Here is an 18,997-nt window from a genome sequence, read left to right as displayed (position 1 = left end):
AAATCAATAAGTTATGGAATGGCACAACCATTGCCAATAAAGGATACGAGTATTTACCCAAAGGAACATTCCATGAATTTACTTGATCAATCCGTTGCCTGGCTCGCCCGCAATATACCGGGCAGCACACAAATCTTTCATGAGTTCGATCTTGATTTTTGCTGTGGAGGTCAGCAGTCTCTGCAGGACGCCATCCAACAGAAGTCTCTGCCGACGGAAGTCGTCCTCAATCGCCTCGAAGCACTGCTAAGTGCTACTGAGGTCGAACAGGACTGGTCAAACGCCACCATCGATGAACTCATTGATCATATTCTCGAACGTTACCATGAACACCATCGCCGGCAGTTTCCAGAACTCATCCGTTTGGCTTTGAGAGTGGAACAAGTGCATGGGGATCGCCCAGATTGCCCTCAGGGACTCAGCACACAGCTGCATGAAATGCAGCAAGCCCTCGAAAGCCATATGCTCAAAGAGGAAAATATACTGTTCCCGATGCTACGCCAGGGTGCCTGCGGCAGAGCAGTGGGAGGCCCGATTTCGGTCATGCGGATTGAGCACGACCACCACGGTGAGGAACTTACTCACCTCGCCGAGATCACCAACAACATCACGCTGCCCAAAGGGGCCTGCAATACCTGGCGAGCACTATACAGTGGACTTGCACAATTACGCGCAGACCTGATGCAGCACATCCATCTGGAAAACAATATCCTGTTTGTCGATGCACTGGAGGTATCTCATGGGAGCGTATAAAAAACTCTGGTTACTGCTCTGCGTCGTTGTCATCATTACTTTTTCATTATTGGGCTACTTCGGGCGGGAGGTTTATCGTCAGGCACCACCGATACCGGACAGTTTCGAAACTCCATCAGGACAACTTCTGTTCGACCACGATACCGTGCTGGCAGGGCAAAGCGCCTGGCAGTCTGTCGGTGGTATGCAGCTTGGTTCAATCTGGGGGCATGGCGCCTATCAGGCACCTGACTGGACAGCCGACTGGCTGCATCGGGAGTTGACCCAATGGCTTGAAATTGCAGCCGGTGAAGAATATGAAAAACCTTACCGCTCACTGGATGACGAACAACAGATGCTGCTGCAACATCGATTGAAAACCGAATATCGTCATAATTCTCTGAAAAACAATTCCGTACTCATCAGTGAGCGCAGGGCCAAGGCCATCGCACTGACCGCTGCTTACTATCAAAACCTGTTTGCCGATGATCCGGCACTGCACAGCACCCGTGAACATTACGCAATGAAAGAAAACACGCTTCCGGATCCACAGCGCCGTCAGGACCTTACCGCATTCTTCTTCTGGACCGCCTGGGCAGCTTCCACCAACCGGCCGGACAGTCATGCCACCTACACCAATAACTGGCCCCACGAACCATTGATTGACAATACGCCGACAGCGGAAAACATCACCTGGTCTATCGTCAGCGTGGTGCTTCTGGTCGCCGGCATCGGGGCGCTGGTCTGGGCATGGTCATTCCTGCATCATCAGGATGAAGCCGTGGTACCGGCCAACCGGGATCCTCTCAGTATTATCCAGCTAACACCTTCACAGCAGGCCCTCGGAAAATATCTGGTGCTGGTCGTGGCACTCATGTGTTTTCAGGTTCTGATCGGTGGTATCACTGCGCACTATACTGTTGAAGGGCAACAGTTCTATGGCCTGGATCTCTCCAAATGGCTCCCTTATTCACTGGTACGCACCTGGCATATCCAAAGTGCTTTATTCTGGATAGCAACGGGATTTCTGGCTGCAGGGCTATTTCTGGCTCCCATCATCAATGGCGGCAAAGATCCCCGCTACCAGAAACTGGGGGTAGATATTTTATTCTGGGCACTGGTATTGGTCGTGGCCGGTTCATTTATTGGTAACTGGCTGGCCATCGCCCAAATTATGCCACCTGAGCTAAACTTCTGGTTGGGTCACCAGGGTTATGAATATATCGACCTTGGCCGTCTGTGGCAGATCGGAAAATTTACCGGGGTAGCATTCTGGCTCGTGCTAATGCTTAGAGGTATCGAAAATGCCTTAAAACAGCCTGGAGATAAAAACCTGCTGGTGCTGCTAACCGCTTCAGTGGTGGCCATTGGTTTATTCTACAGTTCCGGTTTCTTCTATGGTGAGCACACAAACATTTCCATCATGGAATATTGGCGCTGGTGGGTTGTGCATCTATGGGTGGAAGGTTTCTTTGAGGTGTTTGCGACCGCAGCTCTGGCTTTTATCTTCTGTTCCCTTGGGCTGATCTCCAAACCCATGGCCACGACCACCAGCCTGGCTTCTGCCTCTTTATTTTTGGTCGGCGGCATTCCCGGCACCTTTCATCACCTGTATTTCTCCGGCACCACCACCCCGGTCATGGCCATTGGTGCCACTTTCAGTGCGCTCGAAGTCGTACCCTTGATCGTGCTGGGCCATGAAGCCTGGGAAAACTGGCGTCTACGCCGCAGTGCCCTCTGGATGGAGCATCTTAAATGGCCACTGGCCTGCTTCGTTGCCGTGGCTTTCTGGAATATGCTGGGTGCCGGAGTCTTTGGCTTTATGATCAACCCACCGATATCGCTGTACTATGTTCAAGGGCTAAATACCACCGCGGTTCATGCCCATGCAGCGTTGTTTGGTGTCTATGGTTTTCTGGCCATCGGTTTCACCCTGCTGATTCTGCGCTATATCAGACCACAACTGGTATTCAGCGACGCTCTGATGAAAACAGCTTTTTGGTCACTCAATGGTGGACTCGCTCTGATGATCACCACCAGCCTGCTTCCAATCGGTTTAATGCAGTTCTTTGCCAGTGCCAGTCAGGGACTCTGGTATGCCCGCAGCGAAAGCTTCATGCAATCCGAACTGTTACAAACTCTGCGCTGGGTTCGCGGTATCGGCGATATGGTATTCATTGTAGGTGTGCTGGCGATCAGTTGGCAGGTCTTCAGCGGTATCTTCAATATCCGACTGAACGGTAAAAAAGTATGGACACAGACACAGAACTGATGGCTTTCTTAAATCCCAGCTGACGGCTCTGCTTGGGTCTTGCCGGCGGATACTAGTGCCGGGCCGATCACACCACAGGGACGGCTATTTTCCGGGAATCCAGACTTTGGGTTCCCATTGACGGATCAAATGTTTTTCCAGTGATCGCGATTATTCAGTTTATTCCGTTGCCATTACCTAGCATACTGACGCATTCGCTGGTGCGTATTATTGCCATATCCGACACCAGACATCCAAAACGCTACATGACTGCTTTTCCACAGGGCATTCATACTCTGTGCGATTTTCCATGGGCGATGACATCACATCACTCAGGAGAGCTTAATGATTCGAATCAAGACTCTGACCCTATTCGGCTGCCTGCTGGGCAGTTCCACGATATTTGCCGCAACTGCCGATGTTGATCCGGAACATACCGTCACCAAGGCGGAATACAAACCGGTTGTCACCCGAAAATACATGGCTGTTACCGCCAACCCCCATGCTACGGAAGCCGCCGTTGCCATGTTGGCCCAGGGAGGCAGTGCCGTCGATGCCACGATTGCCGCGCAACTGGTGCTGGGACTGGTAGAACCCCAGTCGTCAGGTATTGGCGGCGGTGCATTCATGGTGTACTACGATGCTGGGGAAAAAACCGTCACCAGCTTTGACGGTCGGGAAACTGCTCCGGCATCCGCCAGCCCGGATATGTTTTTAAAAGCGGATGGTACTCCACAAAAGTTTTTTGAGGCGCTGGTCGGTGGGCGTTCTGTTGGCGTACCGGGAGTCATAGCGATGATGGAAATGGCCCATCAAAAACATGGCCGCCTGCCATGGAAAAGCCTGTTTGATCCGGCTATCAAACTGGCACAAGAGGGCTTTGAAGTCTCACCAAGACTGGCCAAACTACTGGCTCAGGAACACTACCCCGGATTGAAGCCATTTGCTGACACCCGTGCTTATTTTTATCCGGACAACCAACCATTGCAGGCCGGGCAATTACTTAAAAACCCCGCTTACGCAAAAACACTGTCAATACTCGCCAGCGAAGGGGCGAAAGCGTTTTATCATGGCCCACTGGCCCAGCAACTTGTGGCTGCTGTACGCAACAGCTCTGTTAATCCGAGCGGGATGACCGAGCTGGATATGGCCGGTTATCGGGCTATCGAACGCCAACCAGTCTGTGGTCCTTACCAGACCTATGTGATCTGTGGTATGGGGCCACCAAGCTCTGGAGGCCTGACCGTGCTGCAAATAATGATGATGGCACAGAATTATGATATGAGTGGCATAGCCATCAATGACCTGTCCACACTGCATCGTTTCACCCAGTTATCGCGCCTGGCCTATGCGGATCGTGATCTCTATATCGCCGACCCGGATTTTGTGCAGGTGCCACAGCAGGCCCTGCTCAATACCACTTACCTGCATGATCGTGCCAAACTCGCGAACGGAGATCAGGACCACGGTAAAATGGAACCCGGACAACTGCCGCAACAACACGTCTGGGCGGAAGGCGATGTGGGTGAATTTCCCAGTACCAGCCATCTGTCTATCGTTGATCAGCAAGGTAATGCCGTTAGCATGACCACCAGTATCGAAATGGGATTTGGCTCAGGCCTGATGGTGAACGGTTTCCTGCTCAACAATCAATTGACCGACTTTTCTTTCATTCCCAGTCGTGATGGCAAGCCAGTCATCAATCGTGTTGAACCCGGCAAGCGGCCACGCAGCTCAATGTCTCCGACCATTGTGCTGGATCAGCAACAACGACTGAAACTGTTGATTGGCTCTCCCGGCGGCAGTCGCATCATCGACTACGTGGCGCAGCCGATGCTGGCAGTTTTGGCGGGTAATGCCCCCGTGGGTATGGCCGTCAATCTGCCGCATATCACCAATCGAAATGACTATACTGCTCTGGAGCAGGACACAACTTTGGCCGACCAGGAAAGCTGGTTCAGTCAGCATGGGCATAATGTGAAGGTGATAGATCTCAACAGCGGTCTGCATGCGATCGAAGTGACTCCAGAAGGCTATCTGGGAGGTGTCGATACTCGCCGTGAAGGACTGGCAGCAGGACAGTAAACCGTTACTGACTCGTTTGGAACATCCGGCCCTGAACTCAATATCCATGTCAGGGCTGGACAACCTCAGAAGTGTTCCGGTTTGATAAATTCCAGCAGTATTGCCCGGGTGTCATCCGAATCAGCAATCCTGCCTTTACCATTATTATCCAACAAGACATAGAGCCGGGTGGCAGTGACCGCCACCCCCTCTCCAATACCGTATTGAGTATCGCGATAACCATACTGATCACTCCATTCAACGGCCTCATAACTGTAGCAGGATAACGAAGTAAACCCTTCCAACGTTCGCTTGCATATGGCGGAGGCATTGCGCTCCAGGGTATACAGATCGCCGTCAAAGATATCCAGATCAGCAATATCCAGTGAGTTTCGAACAAACGTGAGACCGGTATCGTTGGGTAGATCAGAAAACACCACGGCATCGGAATCGCGGTGAACGGTAAACATCCCCCGGGGGTCCCGCTCAGCTGCGCCATAAAACGTTCCTTGCCAATAGGCAATGCCTTCTATGAACGCGTTATACACCTGGAACCATCCAGCCTTAACGGCCTGAGGGTAAATATCCGTGTAACCGGTCTGGATTCCGTTATTAGAAAAATAATACAACCGGGCATCACTTTCACTGGCCAGCACATAGCCCTGATCAGTACAGTCAATGCCTTCCCAATCGAAACGATGATGATTAAACAGGCCATCGGCAAAATGCTGCAGGCGATGCTTGATGGAAAAATCCACCGCAGGCCGGTCGGTCACCGTGAGTGACACGTAGGGGTGGATTGTCGCAGTTGTGCCAGACAGGTCGATCTTAAAAATATCGTGATCAATATTATCCGCCACCGCCAGTAAAGCTCCTCCGCACTCACTCAGTCCGGACGCATCCAGCCGTTGCGGCCAATCGAGCACATGGGCCTGGAGTAACTGCAATGCCGGGGGAGTGTCCGCCCGAACCATGACAGCAAGCGGCAACATGGTGACTATGCCAGACAGTACGGTCGATTTCATCGTCACGATCAGCGTCATTGAATACGTGTTTCCATATGCTCTGCTCTTTGCTCAAGCAGCATCGTTAATGTCCTATGGTCTCTGCCAATCTTCAGAGTCACTACCAACAGCATTGAACCGCATAATAGCCAGAAACCAATGGCATAGTTCGCCATAGCCACATAACTGCCACTGACAGACAGCAACAACCCACCAATAGCAGGACCAGTTCCTTTGCCGATATTGTCAGCCAGGTTAAACAATGAGAATACCGTGGCACGGTGTTCCGGTCGATTGACATTCATGATGATGGCTTTGATATTCGAAGCCGGCACCGATATTAATATGCCGGCAACGACCATTAAGAAGAACTGCCCATGCAGAGACAGCGTTTCCAGATTGAATAACAACAGCATGGGAACCATGCCAATAAAGACTCCCGCACAACAGATGGCCGGCAAATAGGCGGCCTTATGCACAAATAACCAATCGCCGATGATTGCCCAGATAACTCCCGAGATTCCCGCTGAGATAGCAAACAACTCCCAGGCCCAGGTAGCATCCTCGCGTGACAGTCCTTTGATCTGACCGAGCATTACGATCAGCCAAAATGGAAACAGTCCCCAGGGAATGGAGCCCGGAATACCCTGTAAAAAACAGAACAAATTGGTACGATTGGTAAAAATCATTTTAAGATCGCGCCACTGAATGCGGTACTGGTAATTTGCTCCGTCAGAAATAACATGCGTCAGAGCATTCTCGGTCTGACCGCGTTTTGGATCATTGGCTATCAGTGCAAACAATATAACCAGAGGATAATTTGGCACTGATGCCCAGATAAATGCATTTCGCCAGCCGTAGTCCGTTGTCAACGCCAACCTTCCCAGTAATGGCCCCACCATCATGCCCAGCCCCCAGGCCAGGTCAATACCGGCACTCGCCTTGGCACGGTGACGCTCGTGAAAGTAATCGCCAATGAGGGAAAACGTGATCGGATAAACACCCCCTACCCCAATGCCGGTCAACACACGCAACAGGAAAAACCCGCTGTATGTGTCGGTAAAAAGCTGAAGTCCGGTTAAAAAACACGGCAACTCACCAATCAGAACCGTCCATATCAACAGCTTTTTACGTGAGGTGCTGTCGGCTTTGTAACCAATCACAAGGCTGACCAGCGCCCCAACCAGGGCAAACGCAGAACCCACCCAACTCAGCCAGACATGGCTGACCTGATATTCAGCGGCAAGATCATCAATAATGGCCGGTGTAATATACAGGTCGCACATCAGAAAAAAGGTCATGAACACCAGAATGACCAGCGTCAGTTTATCGCGTACCGTCATACTGCGATTCCACGTTTGATTCTCTGTTATCACTTATGTTCGGCAATCAGACGAGCATACCAGTACCCACTGTCCTTGATGGTACGGCGCTGTGATGGGTAATCCACGTGGATCAACCCAAAGCGCTTCTGATAACCGGCTGCCCATTCAAAATTGTCCATTAGCGACCAGACGAAATAACCGGTCACATTTGAGCCATCTGCCCTGGCCCTGTTCACTTCGGCAATATAACTCCGCAAATAGTCGATCCGTTTCGGATCGGACACCCGGCCATCAATCAGCTGATCTTCAAACGCTGCGCCATTCTCGGTAATAATGACTTCCGGGTTGGCATATTCCTGTCGCAACATTCGCAAGACCTCTGCCATCCCCTCTGGTTTAACTTCCCAGCCCATGGCGGTATAGCGTCGACCATCAATCTCGGCTTCCTGTTCTGCCACAGCAGCGCCATTGATCCAGCAACGAAGAAAAGGGATATACCAGCGATAGCTGGCAAATTCGCAACTGTAATGATTAATACCCAGGAAATCCAAAGGCTGATGAATACAGTTGAGATCAGCAGCGGTGACCTTAGGCCAAAACCAGCGCATGCGGCGTTGCACCTGTTCGGGGTACTTCCCCTTAAGCAGTGGATCAAGCGTAATACGATTGATCAGCTGATTGGCAAAACCGGCGGCCCACTGATCCCGCTGACGACCACTCGCCGGATGTATCGGCGTCTGACTGAGGGTAATACCAACCCGGGCATCCGGTGCCAGTGCGCGAATTCGTTGCAAGGCCAGACCATGACCCAGCAACTGATGGTGCATGACAGTGAAGTATCCCGACAAACTGCGACGTCCCGGAGCATGATCACCGGTCAGATGTCCAAGTGCTGCGTGTTCGAACGGTTCATTCAGAGTGATCCAGTCTTTTACCCGGTCGCCAAGCCCACGAACCACCGTTTCAACATAATCGGCAAATATGGCAGCCATGTCCCGGTGCAAAAAACCCCTATGCGAGTCATAGAGTGCCTGCGGCATATCCCAGTGAAACAGTGTCACAAATGGCCGAATTCCGGCATTCAGCAACTCATCAGTCAGGCGCTTGTAGTAGTCCAGTCCAGCGTGATTGATGCGGCCACGACCTCGCGGAAAGATGCGCGGCCAGGCTATCGACAACCGGTAGGCCTGCAAATTCAGTCGTCGCATTAACCGAATATCCTGAGAATACCGATGATAGTGTTCACAGGCCTGCTCCGGATGATCACCAGCGCGGATTTTACCGCGGCGTTTACTGAAGGTATCCCATATGGACCGGCCTCGACCGTCCAGACCAGTCGCACCCTCGATTTGCAGAGCGGAGGTGGCAGCCCCCCAGATAAAATCTTTCGGCAGGGCATTCAGGAGAGGAACCCCTGCCGTAATAGAAAACTTTGTCGGTGTCATTGTTGCCTTTACAGTTAAAAAATATCAGCAACGCTCATACTAAACTGATCAACGCTAACAGCAACATCCTGCTCTCAATTCATGTAAGCGACTCAAGGACACAATCCTACATGTCCGACAACATGGGTTCATCCATCGGAAACGCCACAACACGGCCGTTCAATTCAATTCGAACGTTGACGAATATCCTGAAAATGCTTCATAAACCGTCGTCACCACCATCCAGCGTTTTGCCAAACCATTATATTTAATGCGATAGAGCCCAGGCGTTTGCTCACGGACCAGCCAGGTCACCGTGGCAGTGGAGCGGTCAGACAAGCTGTTCGGGCCACCGTCGCGAGTCCAGTCAAAACTGGTGTAAGGGTCAGTATCTCTGGCCACCGTGACCCACTGCTGCCCCTCCTGATGCTGGATCTCCAGAAAGCTGTATTGCTCAGGATCATAGAATTCAGCCAGACTGCCATCCATTTTTTTCTCCAGAATCGTCCGCGGATGGGCGGCCCGAAATGATACTTTAACGATATCGTGCCGAGCAGAATACGTATCATGAACATCTTCCCGCACTGCGCCAAAATCCCCTCCATCGGTCACCACTCCATTGCTGGAAATCCAGGTTTGAATCAATTGTTGATCGGACAAATCCGGCGGCGTCGGCCCGGTCTGAGAAGTCCGGCCAGCGACCAGATCGGCACTGATCCTGTCCAGTTCCTGTGCCACTGCTGCCATTTGCCAGGGACCATAAAGGGTAAAGGCACCTTCAAAATGCTGGGCGGCATATTCCTCACGGGTGGTCAGATACTGCCCATAAGAGTTCGCCATTCCAGCCAACACGACCGTACTCACACCACCACCAGCCAGTGTATCAGTCAACTGCTGACGCAAGCGTCGGCCGGTCATGGTGGTCATTTCAAACGGCGTGGCCAACACAGCCATGTCACCAATACGAATGACCTGCAAAGGAATATCCACTGGTACAAACGGTACATTGGGGTTCGGAAACCAATAGTCGTCGACTTTACCAACGGGCAATAGCGCGAATTTTTCTTTCTGGCAGGCATCATACTGATCAGTTTTCAACGCGGCTCTGGCAATCGGCCAAAGTGCACCAAGGGCATTACCCAGGTCACTTTCCGGCAAGGTCGTCAAATCATATTTATGCTGTATCCAGGTTCCGCCACCAAACACATAGCGGTTTTTAATTTCCCCTTCGGCAGCGAGATCCACCGGTGCCCCCTCTTCATCTCCTGCCAGAAAACCGGCACCGATGACTGCGATACAAGTAGTCGCATTATTATCCGAAGCATCAGTATCCCATGGCATTACCTGATCCTGGATATAACCCTGCTGAACGGCTACCTGATTAAAGTTAACGTAGGTATGACGATAATCCAGACTGACCGGCTTTACTGCACCTGCTTGCTGATACAGAGACAGTGCGGTTTCATATTGATGATTACCGGCGACAATGGGGTTTTCCATAGCATCCAGAGTGGGATCAAGATCAGCAGGGCGTAAAAACGGGTGCGTGATATTGTCGGGATCCGGGACATTAGGACTGGAATCCCCCACTGCCCCCTGAGCGAACGCAGCGACAAAGCCGTTACCTTTCAACTGCTCAAAACGGTATGCCGCCCAACCTTTGTTGTCTCCATGTATACGGTGATTTTCAATCCCCAGTGAAGTGCCATGCACCGCAAACCAGTTCAACAGGCCAATTTCAGAACCATCCACACCATCAAAGCGCAGTAACCGCATATGATTATCGACGTTGGAAGCGAATTGATCCGCATCATGATTCTCACCATAAGCCAGGCTGGAGCGATTGTACACGCCATTGATTACCTCCCCTTCGGCGTATCGGATGGTCGCTGCTCGCCGTGCGGTATAGGCATCAATAATGGAACGGGTAATGCCATCCACCACAACCTGATAGTGCAGGCGGTCAAAGCCGATAACTCCATTAAACAGATTAAACAGGGTATACCACGAAGTGTTGGATGTGGCCGAATGGGTGTGAGTGGCTGATAACAGCACATTGCTGTCATTAAAACGATCACCATAACCAAGCACCTGCAAACGACTGATGACCCCCAGTTTGATACTCTGATACATGTGCAGTTGATCAGCGGTCACAATTGCTACCATCTTGCCATCGGGCTGCTCGATCACAAATGCTCGGCTATAGAGGCGCATAGCCAGTCCTGACATTTCATCACCTGGACTGTTATAACCGGTACTGGACGCCGCAAACGGACCGGTAATATCCACTTTACCGGCACCAATCTGGTAAACCTGAGTGCTCCAGCTATTACTGGAAACCATCACAGTCATCGCCACCAACACGATAGAGGCAATTGTTCTGAATACTGAGAGAGAAGTTTTCATACTATTTTCCCGAATTTTTCTTATTTGTTAGCACCCAAAATTCCTCTCTGTCAATCGGCTTAAAGTTGATTCCATTTATGTTTTATCGGTTAGGTTATAAACCAAAAATCGCGTTACTGATCCGACCATAACACGCTCACATGCAGAAGAATCACAGACAACCGTTTTGCCGCACTTATGACAAACATTCAACGTTACCGAATGATTTTGATTAACATCACGATTTTTAATTCATAATAAATTTGGCCGCCGGTGACGTTTGCTGGCCGGATACCAAGTTATATGCAAACTATGAAGCAAAATAATCAGGACATTCCTACAAATATATGAGGGTTTGATAGTTTATCTACGACAAAGCTATGCAGTGTTAGGGGGCCTCTGAAAAATAGGAATAGTGTTGATGCAGGCGAGGAAGCACCACTCGCAACACCGCAATTTACTGGCATAAATGAGGATGTGAGACGGGGCTGACAACGTCCTGCGCGAAAATAGGCCATTTTTCAGAGGCTCCTTAGCCATAAAACCGTCATCACTGATACATAGCATGTATGCAGGAGCCGTGAAAAAAGGATGACAACAACAATCTGAGGAATCAAAATGCGACAATTCTTTATCCGGACAATAATTACTCTCACCATGACTGGATTCAGCACTCTTTCCCAGGCATTTATTTGCCCTGATCTGGACAGCGTCTATAACAGTCCCGAACCACCGCAGCCTGAAAAAATCAGCTTTAGACATCTGGGCAACAAAATTCTCTCCTCTTTTCATCAGCCCTATCATATGGTTCACGATGAACTGGTGGCTACCGGTGACACCGGAACGATGGTCGGCAAATTCGACTACGATATTTTTCTACACAAAGATCTGGAAGACGAACAGATTTATGCTTACATCTACGGTACCGGCATGAGTGACTGGGAATATCTCGGTAGCTTTCGAACTGACAGTGACGGCAAAATCTATGTGCCGGTGGGCAATCGCGATGCCGGTGAATATCTGGTACGCATGGTCGTTGCCGGCGATCTGACCAGTGCGACAGGATACTTAAGCGTGGTGGAACCCGGTACCGAAGCCATCCTGTTTGATATTGATGGAACACTGACCCTGACAGACTTTGAAGCGGTGGGAGACTATCTTGGCATCCGTACGGCGCTGGCACATTCTTACGCCACCGAGACCGTCAACGCTTATAAAGACAAGAACTATCGGTTGATTTACCTCACCGGACGACCATACTGGCAAGCTAAAGATACCCGCGAGTGGTTCGACATTCAGCAGATTCCAGCCTGGCACCTGCACACCAATCCCTATGGTGATGGCCCGATTCCGCCCGATACCCAAGGCTATAAAACCCGTTACCTCCAAAAGCTCATCGACAACGGAGTAAATATCATCCGCGCCTATGGCAATGCCCAGACGGATATTAAAGCCTATGCCGACGCAGGTATTCCAAAAGCAGAAACCTATATTATTGGTCAGTTTGCCGGCACTGAAGGCACTCAGGCTATCGATGGAGACTACAGTTATCATTATGCCACCGTGGTAGCGGATACGCCGACGGCAACCTGCAACCCCTGAAACACCCACAGGAGGTGTTTTCACCGATAGCCTCCATCATGGCCATAACGACCGTCGCGCGCTGATAGTTATTCATTTGCAGACATAGGCCCGGCGGTCATTCTTATCATCGGCTCAGTTGTGATAGGCGCCAACCCACCCTGTCTGTCAACAAATTCATACGGAGCCCGACAAGGCACATTTTTATCCTACTCATCAGGCATTGCGAAACACTATTGTTTATAAAATTACCATCGTACAAATTAGTTCTTTTCAGATTTGTTATGTTATAACATAATTTCCAGTTCACTTCGATTTTGAGAACTGAAGGATCTGATACCCATGTCCCCAAAGCTATACAAGTCATTGAGCACATCTGTGTCCGCTCTGTTGGTCGCATTATTATTATCAGCCTGTCATCCCCGTCAGCCGGATGACCTGTTGACCATCAGCGGTCCGTTTGAAGCAGTTAGTCTGGCACCCTCGAAGTCCGGCTACGTCTACACCCGAATGCAAATACTGGAAACCCTGATTAATGCCAATGATGCCGGGAAACTACTGCCCGGTCTGGCCCAGAGTTGGGATATCGACGATCAAAACCGTCGTTGGACTCTGCATCTGCGCCCGGAGGTCACCTTTCATAATGGCACGCCCTTGACCGCTGAGGCGGTTGTTCACAGCCTAAAAACAGCTCTGAACAATCCGGGACCGTTACTGAAAGCAGGCATCGACAGTATCCGCGCGACCGACCCGAATACTGTGGTCATTCAGCTACAACAACCCTATTTGCCGTTTACTGCCGTATTGGCGCACTACAGTACTGCCATTCTGGCACCAGAATCCTATGCAGATAATGGTGATGTAGTAGAACTTTATGGCACTGGCCCATATCAACTGACGGAATATATCCCGCCACACAAAGTCAAAGTCAGTCGTTTCGATGATTACTGGAGCACACCGGCCAATATTGCGCAAGCTGAGTATCTGACCGGTCACCGCTCCGAAAGCCGGGCCCTGATGGTGAAGAGTGGTGAAGCCGATATCGTTTATAACCTTGATCCAGCCAGTGTCGATCTGCTGAAAAAGAGTGATCAGGTACAGATTGATTCCACGATGATACCGCGCTCCATTCTCATCAAAGTGAATAACGCACATCCTTTTTTCAAAGATCTGAAGACCCGCAAAGCCCTGAGTCTGGCCATCGATCGTCAAAGCATCGCTGCGAACATCCTAGGCGCGCCCGGTACTGGAGCCAGTCAGTTTTTTGGCCCGACCATGAATCAATGGCATCTGGACGACCTGCCAGAACCTGTACAAGACCTCAAACAGGCAAAAACGCTACTTACCGAAGCTGGTTGGAAGCCATCCAAAGATGGCACATTAGTGCGTAACGGTCAGCCGTTTCAAGTGCGCATGATTACCTACGCCAACCGCCCTGAACTCATGCTCGTGGCCACTGCCATCCAGGCCCAATGGGCAGAATTGGGTATTCAGCTGGATGTTTCCATGGAAAATGCCAGCGCCATTCCTTCGGGGCATAACGATGGCTCTCTGCAACTGGCACTGATTGCCCGGAATTTCGCTAACATACCTGATCCTTTGGCCACCATACAGGCGGATTTCAGTACCGCAGCCGGTGGTGACTGGGGGCCCATGAACTGGAACAACACAGAGGCATTTTCGCTACTGACAGCCATGAAGACCGAGTCCAATGCTAATGTGCTGGCACAACAACGCCAGCAACTGTCCAGATTACTGGCAGAAGACCTGCCCATGATTCCGGTGTCGTTCTATGTACAACAAAGCGCGGTGGCCAACCGGGTACAGGGATTCCACTTTGATCCGTTTGAGCGCTCTTTTCACATCGCACAAATGAGCCTGATCAACCAATGAGCAGAATGATTCTTAACCGATTATTTCAGGCCATCATGATGGCCTGGAGCGTCGGCACCCTGACGTTTGTACTGGCCCGATCGCTGCCAGGAGACATGGCCTATAAAATAGCTGCCGGCCGCTATGGCGAGGACGCTGTGTCCTCGGCGGCCGCTGCAGCAGTCCGGGCAGAACTGGGGCTGGACCGCCCGGCCTGGGAACAATATTTGAGCTGGCTGAGTGACCTGATTACCCTGAATCTGGGCAATAGTCTGATCAGTGGCGCGCCGGTGATCGAAGAAATTCAGCATCAACTGGGCCACTCATTACTGCTGGCTGTCTGTGCCCTGCTGTTGTCCGCACTCATTGCCCTGCCTATTGGCATCCTGTCTGGTTTGCGTCCCAATGGCTGGCTGGATTATTCCACGCTGACCCTGTCGACACTGATACGGGCGCAACCGGTTTTCAGCGTGGGGCTGATTCTGGTTTTGTTCTTCGCCATACAACTGCGCTGGTTTCCGGTCGCCGGGTTTGGTCATCCGGTTCATTTGGTATTGCCATCGCTGGCTCTGGCCCTGAGTCTGGCGGCGATATCCAATCGGGTGATTCGCGGCAGCGTCCGCAACGTGGCGGCGTCTGCGTACTACCAGTTTGCCAGAGTGAAGGGGCTGGGCAGAGGCACCACATTTCTGCGTCATGGGCTGCGTAATATGGCAGTGCCAGTAGTGGCCTTCATGGGCATACAACTGGTAGGACTGATCGAGGGAGTGATTATGATCGAGAGCCTGTTCGCCTGGCCGGGTATCGGTCATGGCTTGTCCCATGCAGTATTTTCCCGCGATATTCCCATGCTCCAGGGCACCGCATTGGTCATGGGGATTTTGTTTGTCTTATTGAACACGTTGGTGGATGCCAGCTGTCATTTACTGGATCCGCGGGGGCAACGGTCATGATCCGATACTGGTTTATCCGTCTTTCCGGCGCTCAACGCCTTGGGCTGGCAGTGCTGCTGGCGTTAATGCTGTTCGCTATCGCAGAGAGCCTGCTTGGGCACCATGATGCTGCCCGGCAGGCACTGCAAAACCGTTTCGCACTACCCGGTGGAGAACACCTGCTGGGCACTGACCAGTTCGGTCGCAGCATGGTAGCCAGGATGGCCGCTGCGGTTCGTCTGTCGTTCATACTGAGTATTTCCTGCGTGGTAACATCAGCCGTCATCGGCACTGGTTTTGGAGTCTGGGCAGCCTGGCGAGGCGGTTGGGTCGACCATGGCTTGAACTTTCTGGTGAACACCATTCTGGCACTGCCGGGACTGGTTCTGGTGCTGTTGTGTGCGGCTCTGGTACCGGGTTCATTTTTTATGCTCTATTTTGCCATCGCCATGACCCTGTGGGTGGAATATTTCCGTATCGTTAGAGCCTCGGTGCTCAGCATTATAAATGGACCACAGATACAGTCTTCAAGCATGCTCGGGTTCGGACGCTGGTATCTGTTTCGCCGCCATATCTGGCCTTCGATTCAGCAGGATGTTTTCACTCTGGCAGCCTTTGGAGCCGCAACTTCGGTACTGACCATGGCCTCGGTCGGATTCGTCTATGTCGGACTCAAACCACCGGCCTCCGAACTTGGGCTCATGATCGTCGAGCTGTTTCCATACTATGCCGATGCCCCATGGGCGCTGGCCCAACCACTGTTGGCACTGTTTATGATGGTGCTGGGATTCAATCTGCTGGCGAGGAAATCCTCATGACGGTTCTGATCGAGATCGACCATCTGCATATCCACAGTCGGGACGATATTATCGTCGAGGATCTGTCATTACAGCTGATACAGGGCACTCCACTGACGATCCTCGGAGAAACCGGCTCCGGCAAAAGCCTGCTGGCACAGGCAATTATGGGACTGCTACCGGAAGGCCTGACCCGCAGTGGCCATATCCACATCCTTGGCAAACATGTCAATCATTACAGCGGATCAGAGTTACAGGCACTTTGGGGGCGCACGCTGGTGATGTTGCCACAAGAACCCTGGCATTCTCTGGACCCATTGATGAAAGCGTACCGGCAAATCGCAGATGTATTTCGTTATGTTCGCGGTCTGGCATCTGTGCCGGCATTAGTGGCCACAGAACAACAGCTTCAGTTTCTTGGCCTGCAACAGGCCGGACATAAACGACCAGGTGAATTATCCGGCGGCATGGCCCAGCGTGTCGCATTTGCCGCAGCGACCGCAGGTGGTGCCGACATCATGCTGGCAGACGAGCCCACTAAAGGCCTGGATGCCAGTCGCCGTGACGACATTGTTCGACTGCTGAAACAGCACGCAAACACCGGTGGGCTGCTGACCATCACTCATGATGTCGAGGTGGCGCGCCAGCTGGGTGGCCAGATTATGGTCATGCAAAAGGGCCGCGTGCTTGAGCAGGGGGATGCCGATCAAATCTTGAATCATCCACAGTCAGACTACGCGCGTGCGCTAATCGCTGCATCCCCGCGAAACTGGCCAGTCAATAAACCGGACACCCTCGCTGCTCCGCAACCCTTGCTGCAATTGGAAAATCTATCCATGCGGCGCGGTGGACACGATCTGTTCGCCAACCTGAATCTCACTATAAATCGCGGCGAAATTATTGGGCTGTGTGGGGACAGTGGCTGTGGCAAAAGCACTCTCGGAGATATCATTCTGGGTCTGCTCAAACCGGATCATGGCCAGATACGCTACCTGCAACCGGTGAACCGTCATCAATGTCTGAAGCTCTATCAGGATCCTCCAAGCGCATTTGCCGATGGTCCGCCACTCAGGCAGTTATTGCAGGATCTCATCGATCTGCATCAATTGGATGAACAGCGGATTCCCGTACTACTTGAGCAATTACAGCTGTCTGCCGATTTGTTGCAACGCAGCTGCAGTCAGGTCAGCGGTGGTGAGTTACAGCGAGTTGCCATACTCCGGGCACTGCTAATGGACCCGGTATTGCTAGTCGCCGATGAGCCCACATCCAGACTCGATCCTCTCACTACCCAGACGGTAACACAGTTGATGGTATCAGCCTGCCGACAGCAACAGTGCTCCCTGATACTGATCAGTCATGATCATGAACAATTGTCCAGCGTCTGCGATTGGGTGATCAATTTAGCCGATTATCTGAGCACCCCATGACCGTGAGCAGTGACTAAGGATGATTCTTGCCAGGGAGGGCGACAAACCTCAATCCGCAGACATATTCTGTGACCGCTCTCATTGAAAACGATAATAACTATCAATAACATGACTATCGTTAGCCAAGGTCTGCAGGTCCAATAACATCCTGCCAGATTACTTCAATCGTATTTGGGCGGACGCAGCTATTCACTGAATTGTTTTACCCCGCCCTGTTAAGAGGATGCTATGTTAAATTTCCGTGCTTCAGTCAAACGCCTTGGGCTGTTTGTTGCCATGGCTATCGCTGCATTCAGCGCGCATGCCGAAGTCACCATATATCACGCCATGGGCACTACCGTACTGAATGACCCTCCAAAGCGTATCGTGACATTATTCCAGGGTGCGACCGATGCAGCCGTCGCATTGGGTATCACACCCGTTGGTGTGGTGGAGTCCTGGGTCGAACAACCCATGTATACCTATTTGCGTGAACCTTTGAAGGATGTACCTCATGTCGGCCTGGAAACCCAGCCCAATCTGGAGGAGATCGCCAAACTGAAGCCCGACCTGATTATTGCTGCTAAATTACGCCATGAGAAAATCTATCCTCAACTGAGTCAGATTGCCCCCACCATCACTTTAGAAACCGTTTATAAGTTCAAGGAAACGCTGCACATGATGGGCATGGCCACCGGTCACAGACAACAGGCCCAAGCGTGGCTGGCGGACTGGGATGCCAGAGTGGCGCATTTCAGCAATGCAGTATCCCGTAACCCGGATATTCAATGGCCACAAAAAGTGGCACTACTGAATTTTCGCAGTGATCATGCACGTATTTACTACAACAGTTTTGCCGGCCTGATCCTGAATGAGCTGGGTTTCTCCCGCCCACCCGCACACCGTGAAAATACCTGGGGAGTCAAACTGACCAGCAAGGAGAGCATTCCCAGTATGAACGCAGATGTATTCTTTATTTTCATGACCAAAACCGATCCAGCAGTGATGCAGACTTATCAGCAATGGACTCAACACCCACTCTGGAAAACCCTTGATGCCGTCAAACAGCAACATGTTTATGAAGTGAACGAAGTGGACTGGAATATGGGTGGGGGTCCACTGGCTGCCAGCCGTATGCTGGACAGTATTTTCAAACACTATCAATTGAGCGAGTAAACACCCGCCTCACACATTACTGCAATTGCGATACACGGAAGTATC

At 51.4% G+C, this 18,997-nt stretch carries 13 protein-coding genes; 9 read left to right on the top strand and 4 right to left on the bottom strand.

Going from position 1 to position 18,997, the window contains the following annotated elements:
• Nucleotides 1–72 precede the first annotated feature (72 nt).
• From ytfE to ggt, 3 genes are all read left to right on the top strand, one after another.
• Nucleotides 73–753, top strand: coding sequence for an iron-sulfur cluster repair protein YtfE (gene ytfE / locus ACQY6I_RS01210; RefSeq protein ID WP_428239647.1), 681 nt, complete (start codon nt 73–75; stop codon nt 751–753).
• Entirely contained in the window at nt 740–3,004 is a 2,265-nt protein-coding gene (locus ACQY6I_RS01205) for a nitric-oxide reductase large subunit (protein WP_428239646.1), read from the top strand. The genes ytfE and ACQY6I_RS01205 overlap by 14 nt, the downstream gene beginning before the upstream one ends.
• A 324-nt stretch (nt 3,005–3,328) precedes the next feature.
• Nucleotides 3,329–5,068: a gamma-glutamyltransferase gene (gene ggt / locus ACQY6I_RS01200; protein WP_428239645.1), complete on the top strand. Its 1,740-nt coding sequence runs from the start codon at nt 3,329–3,331 to the stop codon at nt 5,066–5,068.
• A 65-nt stretch (nt 5,069–5,133) separates the two neighbouring features.
• Here the strand turns inward: ggt and ACQY6I_RS01195 are convergent, their stop codons facing one another.
• From ACQY6I_RS01195 to ACQY6I_RS01180, 4 genes are all read right to left on the bottom strand, one after another.
• The gene (locus ACQY6I_RS01195) at nt 5,134–6,090 is read right to left on the bottom strand and encodes a hypothetical protein (RefSeq protein WP_428239644.1); all 957 of its coding nucleotides are present in this window, start codon (nt 6,088–6,090) and stop codon (nt 5,134–5,136) included.
• The gene (locus ACQY6I_RS01190) at nt 6,087–7,394 is read right to left on the bottom strand and encodes an MFS transporter (protein WP_428239643.1); all 1,308 of its coding nucleotides are present in this window, start codon (nt 7,392–7,394) and stop codon (nt 6,087–6,089) included. The genes ACQY6I_RS01195 and ACQY6I_RS01190 overlap by 4 nt, the downstream gene beginning before the upstream one ends.
• Nucleotides 7,395–7,423: 29 nt before the next feature.
• Nucleotides 7,424–8,821 carry a GH1 family beta-glucosidase gene (locus ACQY6I_RS01185; RefSeq protein WP_428239642.1) on the bottom strand — a complete coding sequence of 466 codons (1,398 nt, stop codon included), beginning with the start codon at nt 8,819–8,821 and terminating at the stop codon, nt 7,424–7,426.
• A 159-nt stretch (nt 8,822–8,980) separates the two neighbouring features.
• Entirely contained in the window at nt 8,981–11,206 is a 2,226-nt protein-coding gene (locus ACQY6I_RS01180) for a neutral/alkaline non-lysosomal ceramidase N-terminal domain-containing protein (RefSeq protein ID WP_428239641.1), read from the bottom strand.
• A gap of 597 nt (nt 11,207–11,803) precedes the next feature.
• Here ACQY6I_RS01180 and ACQY6I_RS01175 point away from each other — a divergent pair.
• The 6 genes from ACQY6I_RS01175 (at nt 11,804) to ACQY6I_RS01150 (ending at nt 18,952) form a co-directional block, all read left to right on the top strand.
• A complete protein-coding gene (locus ACQY6I_RS01175; RefSeq protein WP_428239640.1) occupies nt 11,804–12,787 on the top strand; it encodes a lipin/Ned1/Smp2 family protein in 984 nt (327 codons plus the stop codon).
• A gap of 321 nt (nt 12,788–13,108) precedes the next feature.
• A complete protein-coding gene (locus ACQY6I_RS01170) occupies nt 13,109–14,659 on the top strand; it encodes an ABC transporter substrate-binding protein (RefSeq protein WP_428239639.1) in 1,551 nt (516 codons plus the stop codon).
• Entirely contained in the window at nt 14,656–15,591 is a 936-nt protein-coding gene (locus ACQY6I_RS01165) for an ABC transporter permease (protein ID WP_428239638.1), read from the top strand. Before ACQY6I_RS01170 ends, ACQY6I_RS01165 begins: the two co-directional genes overlap by 4 nt.
• Complete coding sequence (locus tag ACQY6I_RS01160; protein WP_428239637.1) at nt 15,588–16,388, top strand: ABC transporter permease; 801 nt, start codon at nt 15,588–15,590, stop codon at nt 16,386–16,388. The genes ACQY6I_RS01165 and ACQY6I_RS01160 overlap by 4 nt, the downstream gene beginning before the upstream one ends.
• Nucleotides 16,385–17,797, top strand: coding sequence for an ABC transporter ATP-binding protein (locus tag ACQY6I_RS01155; protein ID WP_428239636.1), 1,413 nt, complete (start codon nt 16,385–16,387; stop codon nt 17,795–17,797). The genes ACQY6I_RS01160 and ACQY6I_RS01155 overlap by 4 nt, the downstream gene beginning before the upstream one ends.
• Nucleotides 17,798–18,025: 228 nt before the next feature.
• Nucleotides 18,026–18,952, top strand: coding sequence for an ABC transporter substrate-binding protein (locus ACQY6I_RS01150; protein ID WP_428239635.1), 927 nt, complete (start codon nt 18,026–18,028; stop codon nt 18,950–18,952).
• Nucleotides 18,953–18,997 lie beyond the last annotated feature (45 nt).

It is taken from the genome of Gynuella sp. (assembly GCF_050297175.1).
Taxonomy (GTDB): Bacteria; Pseudomonadota; Gammaproteobacteria; order Pseudomonadales; family Natronospirillaceae; genus Gynuella.
Note: the sequence above shows the minus strand (reverse complement) of the source record. Positions and strands in the feature narration are given on the sequence as shown.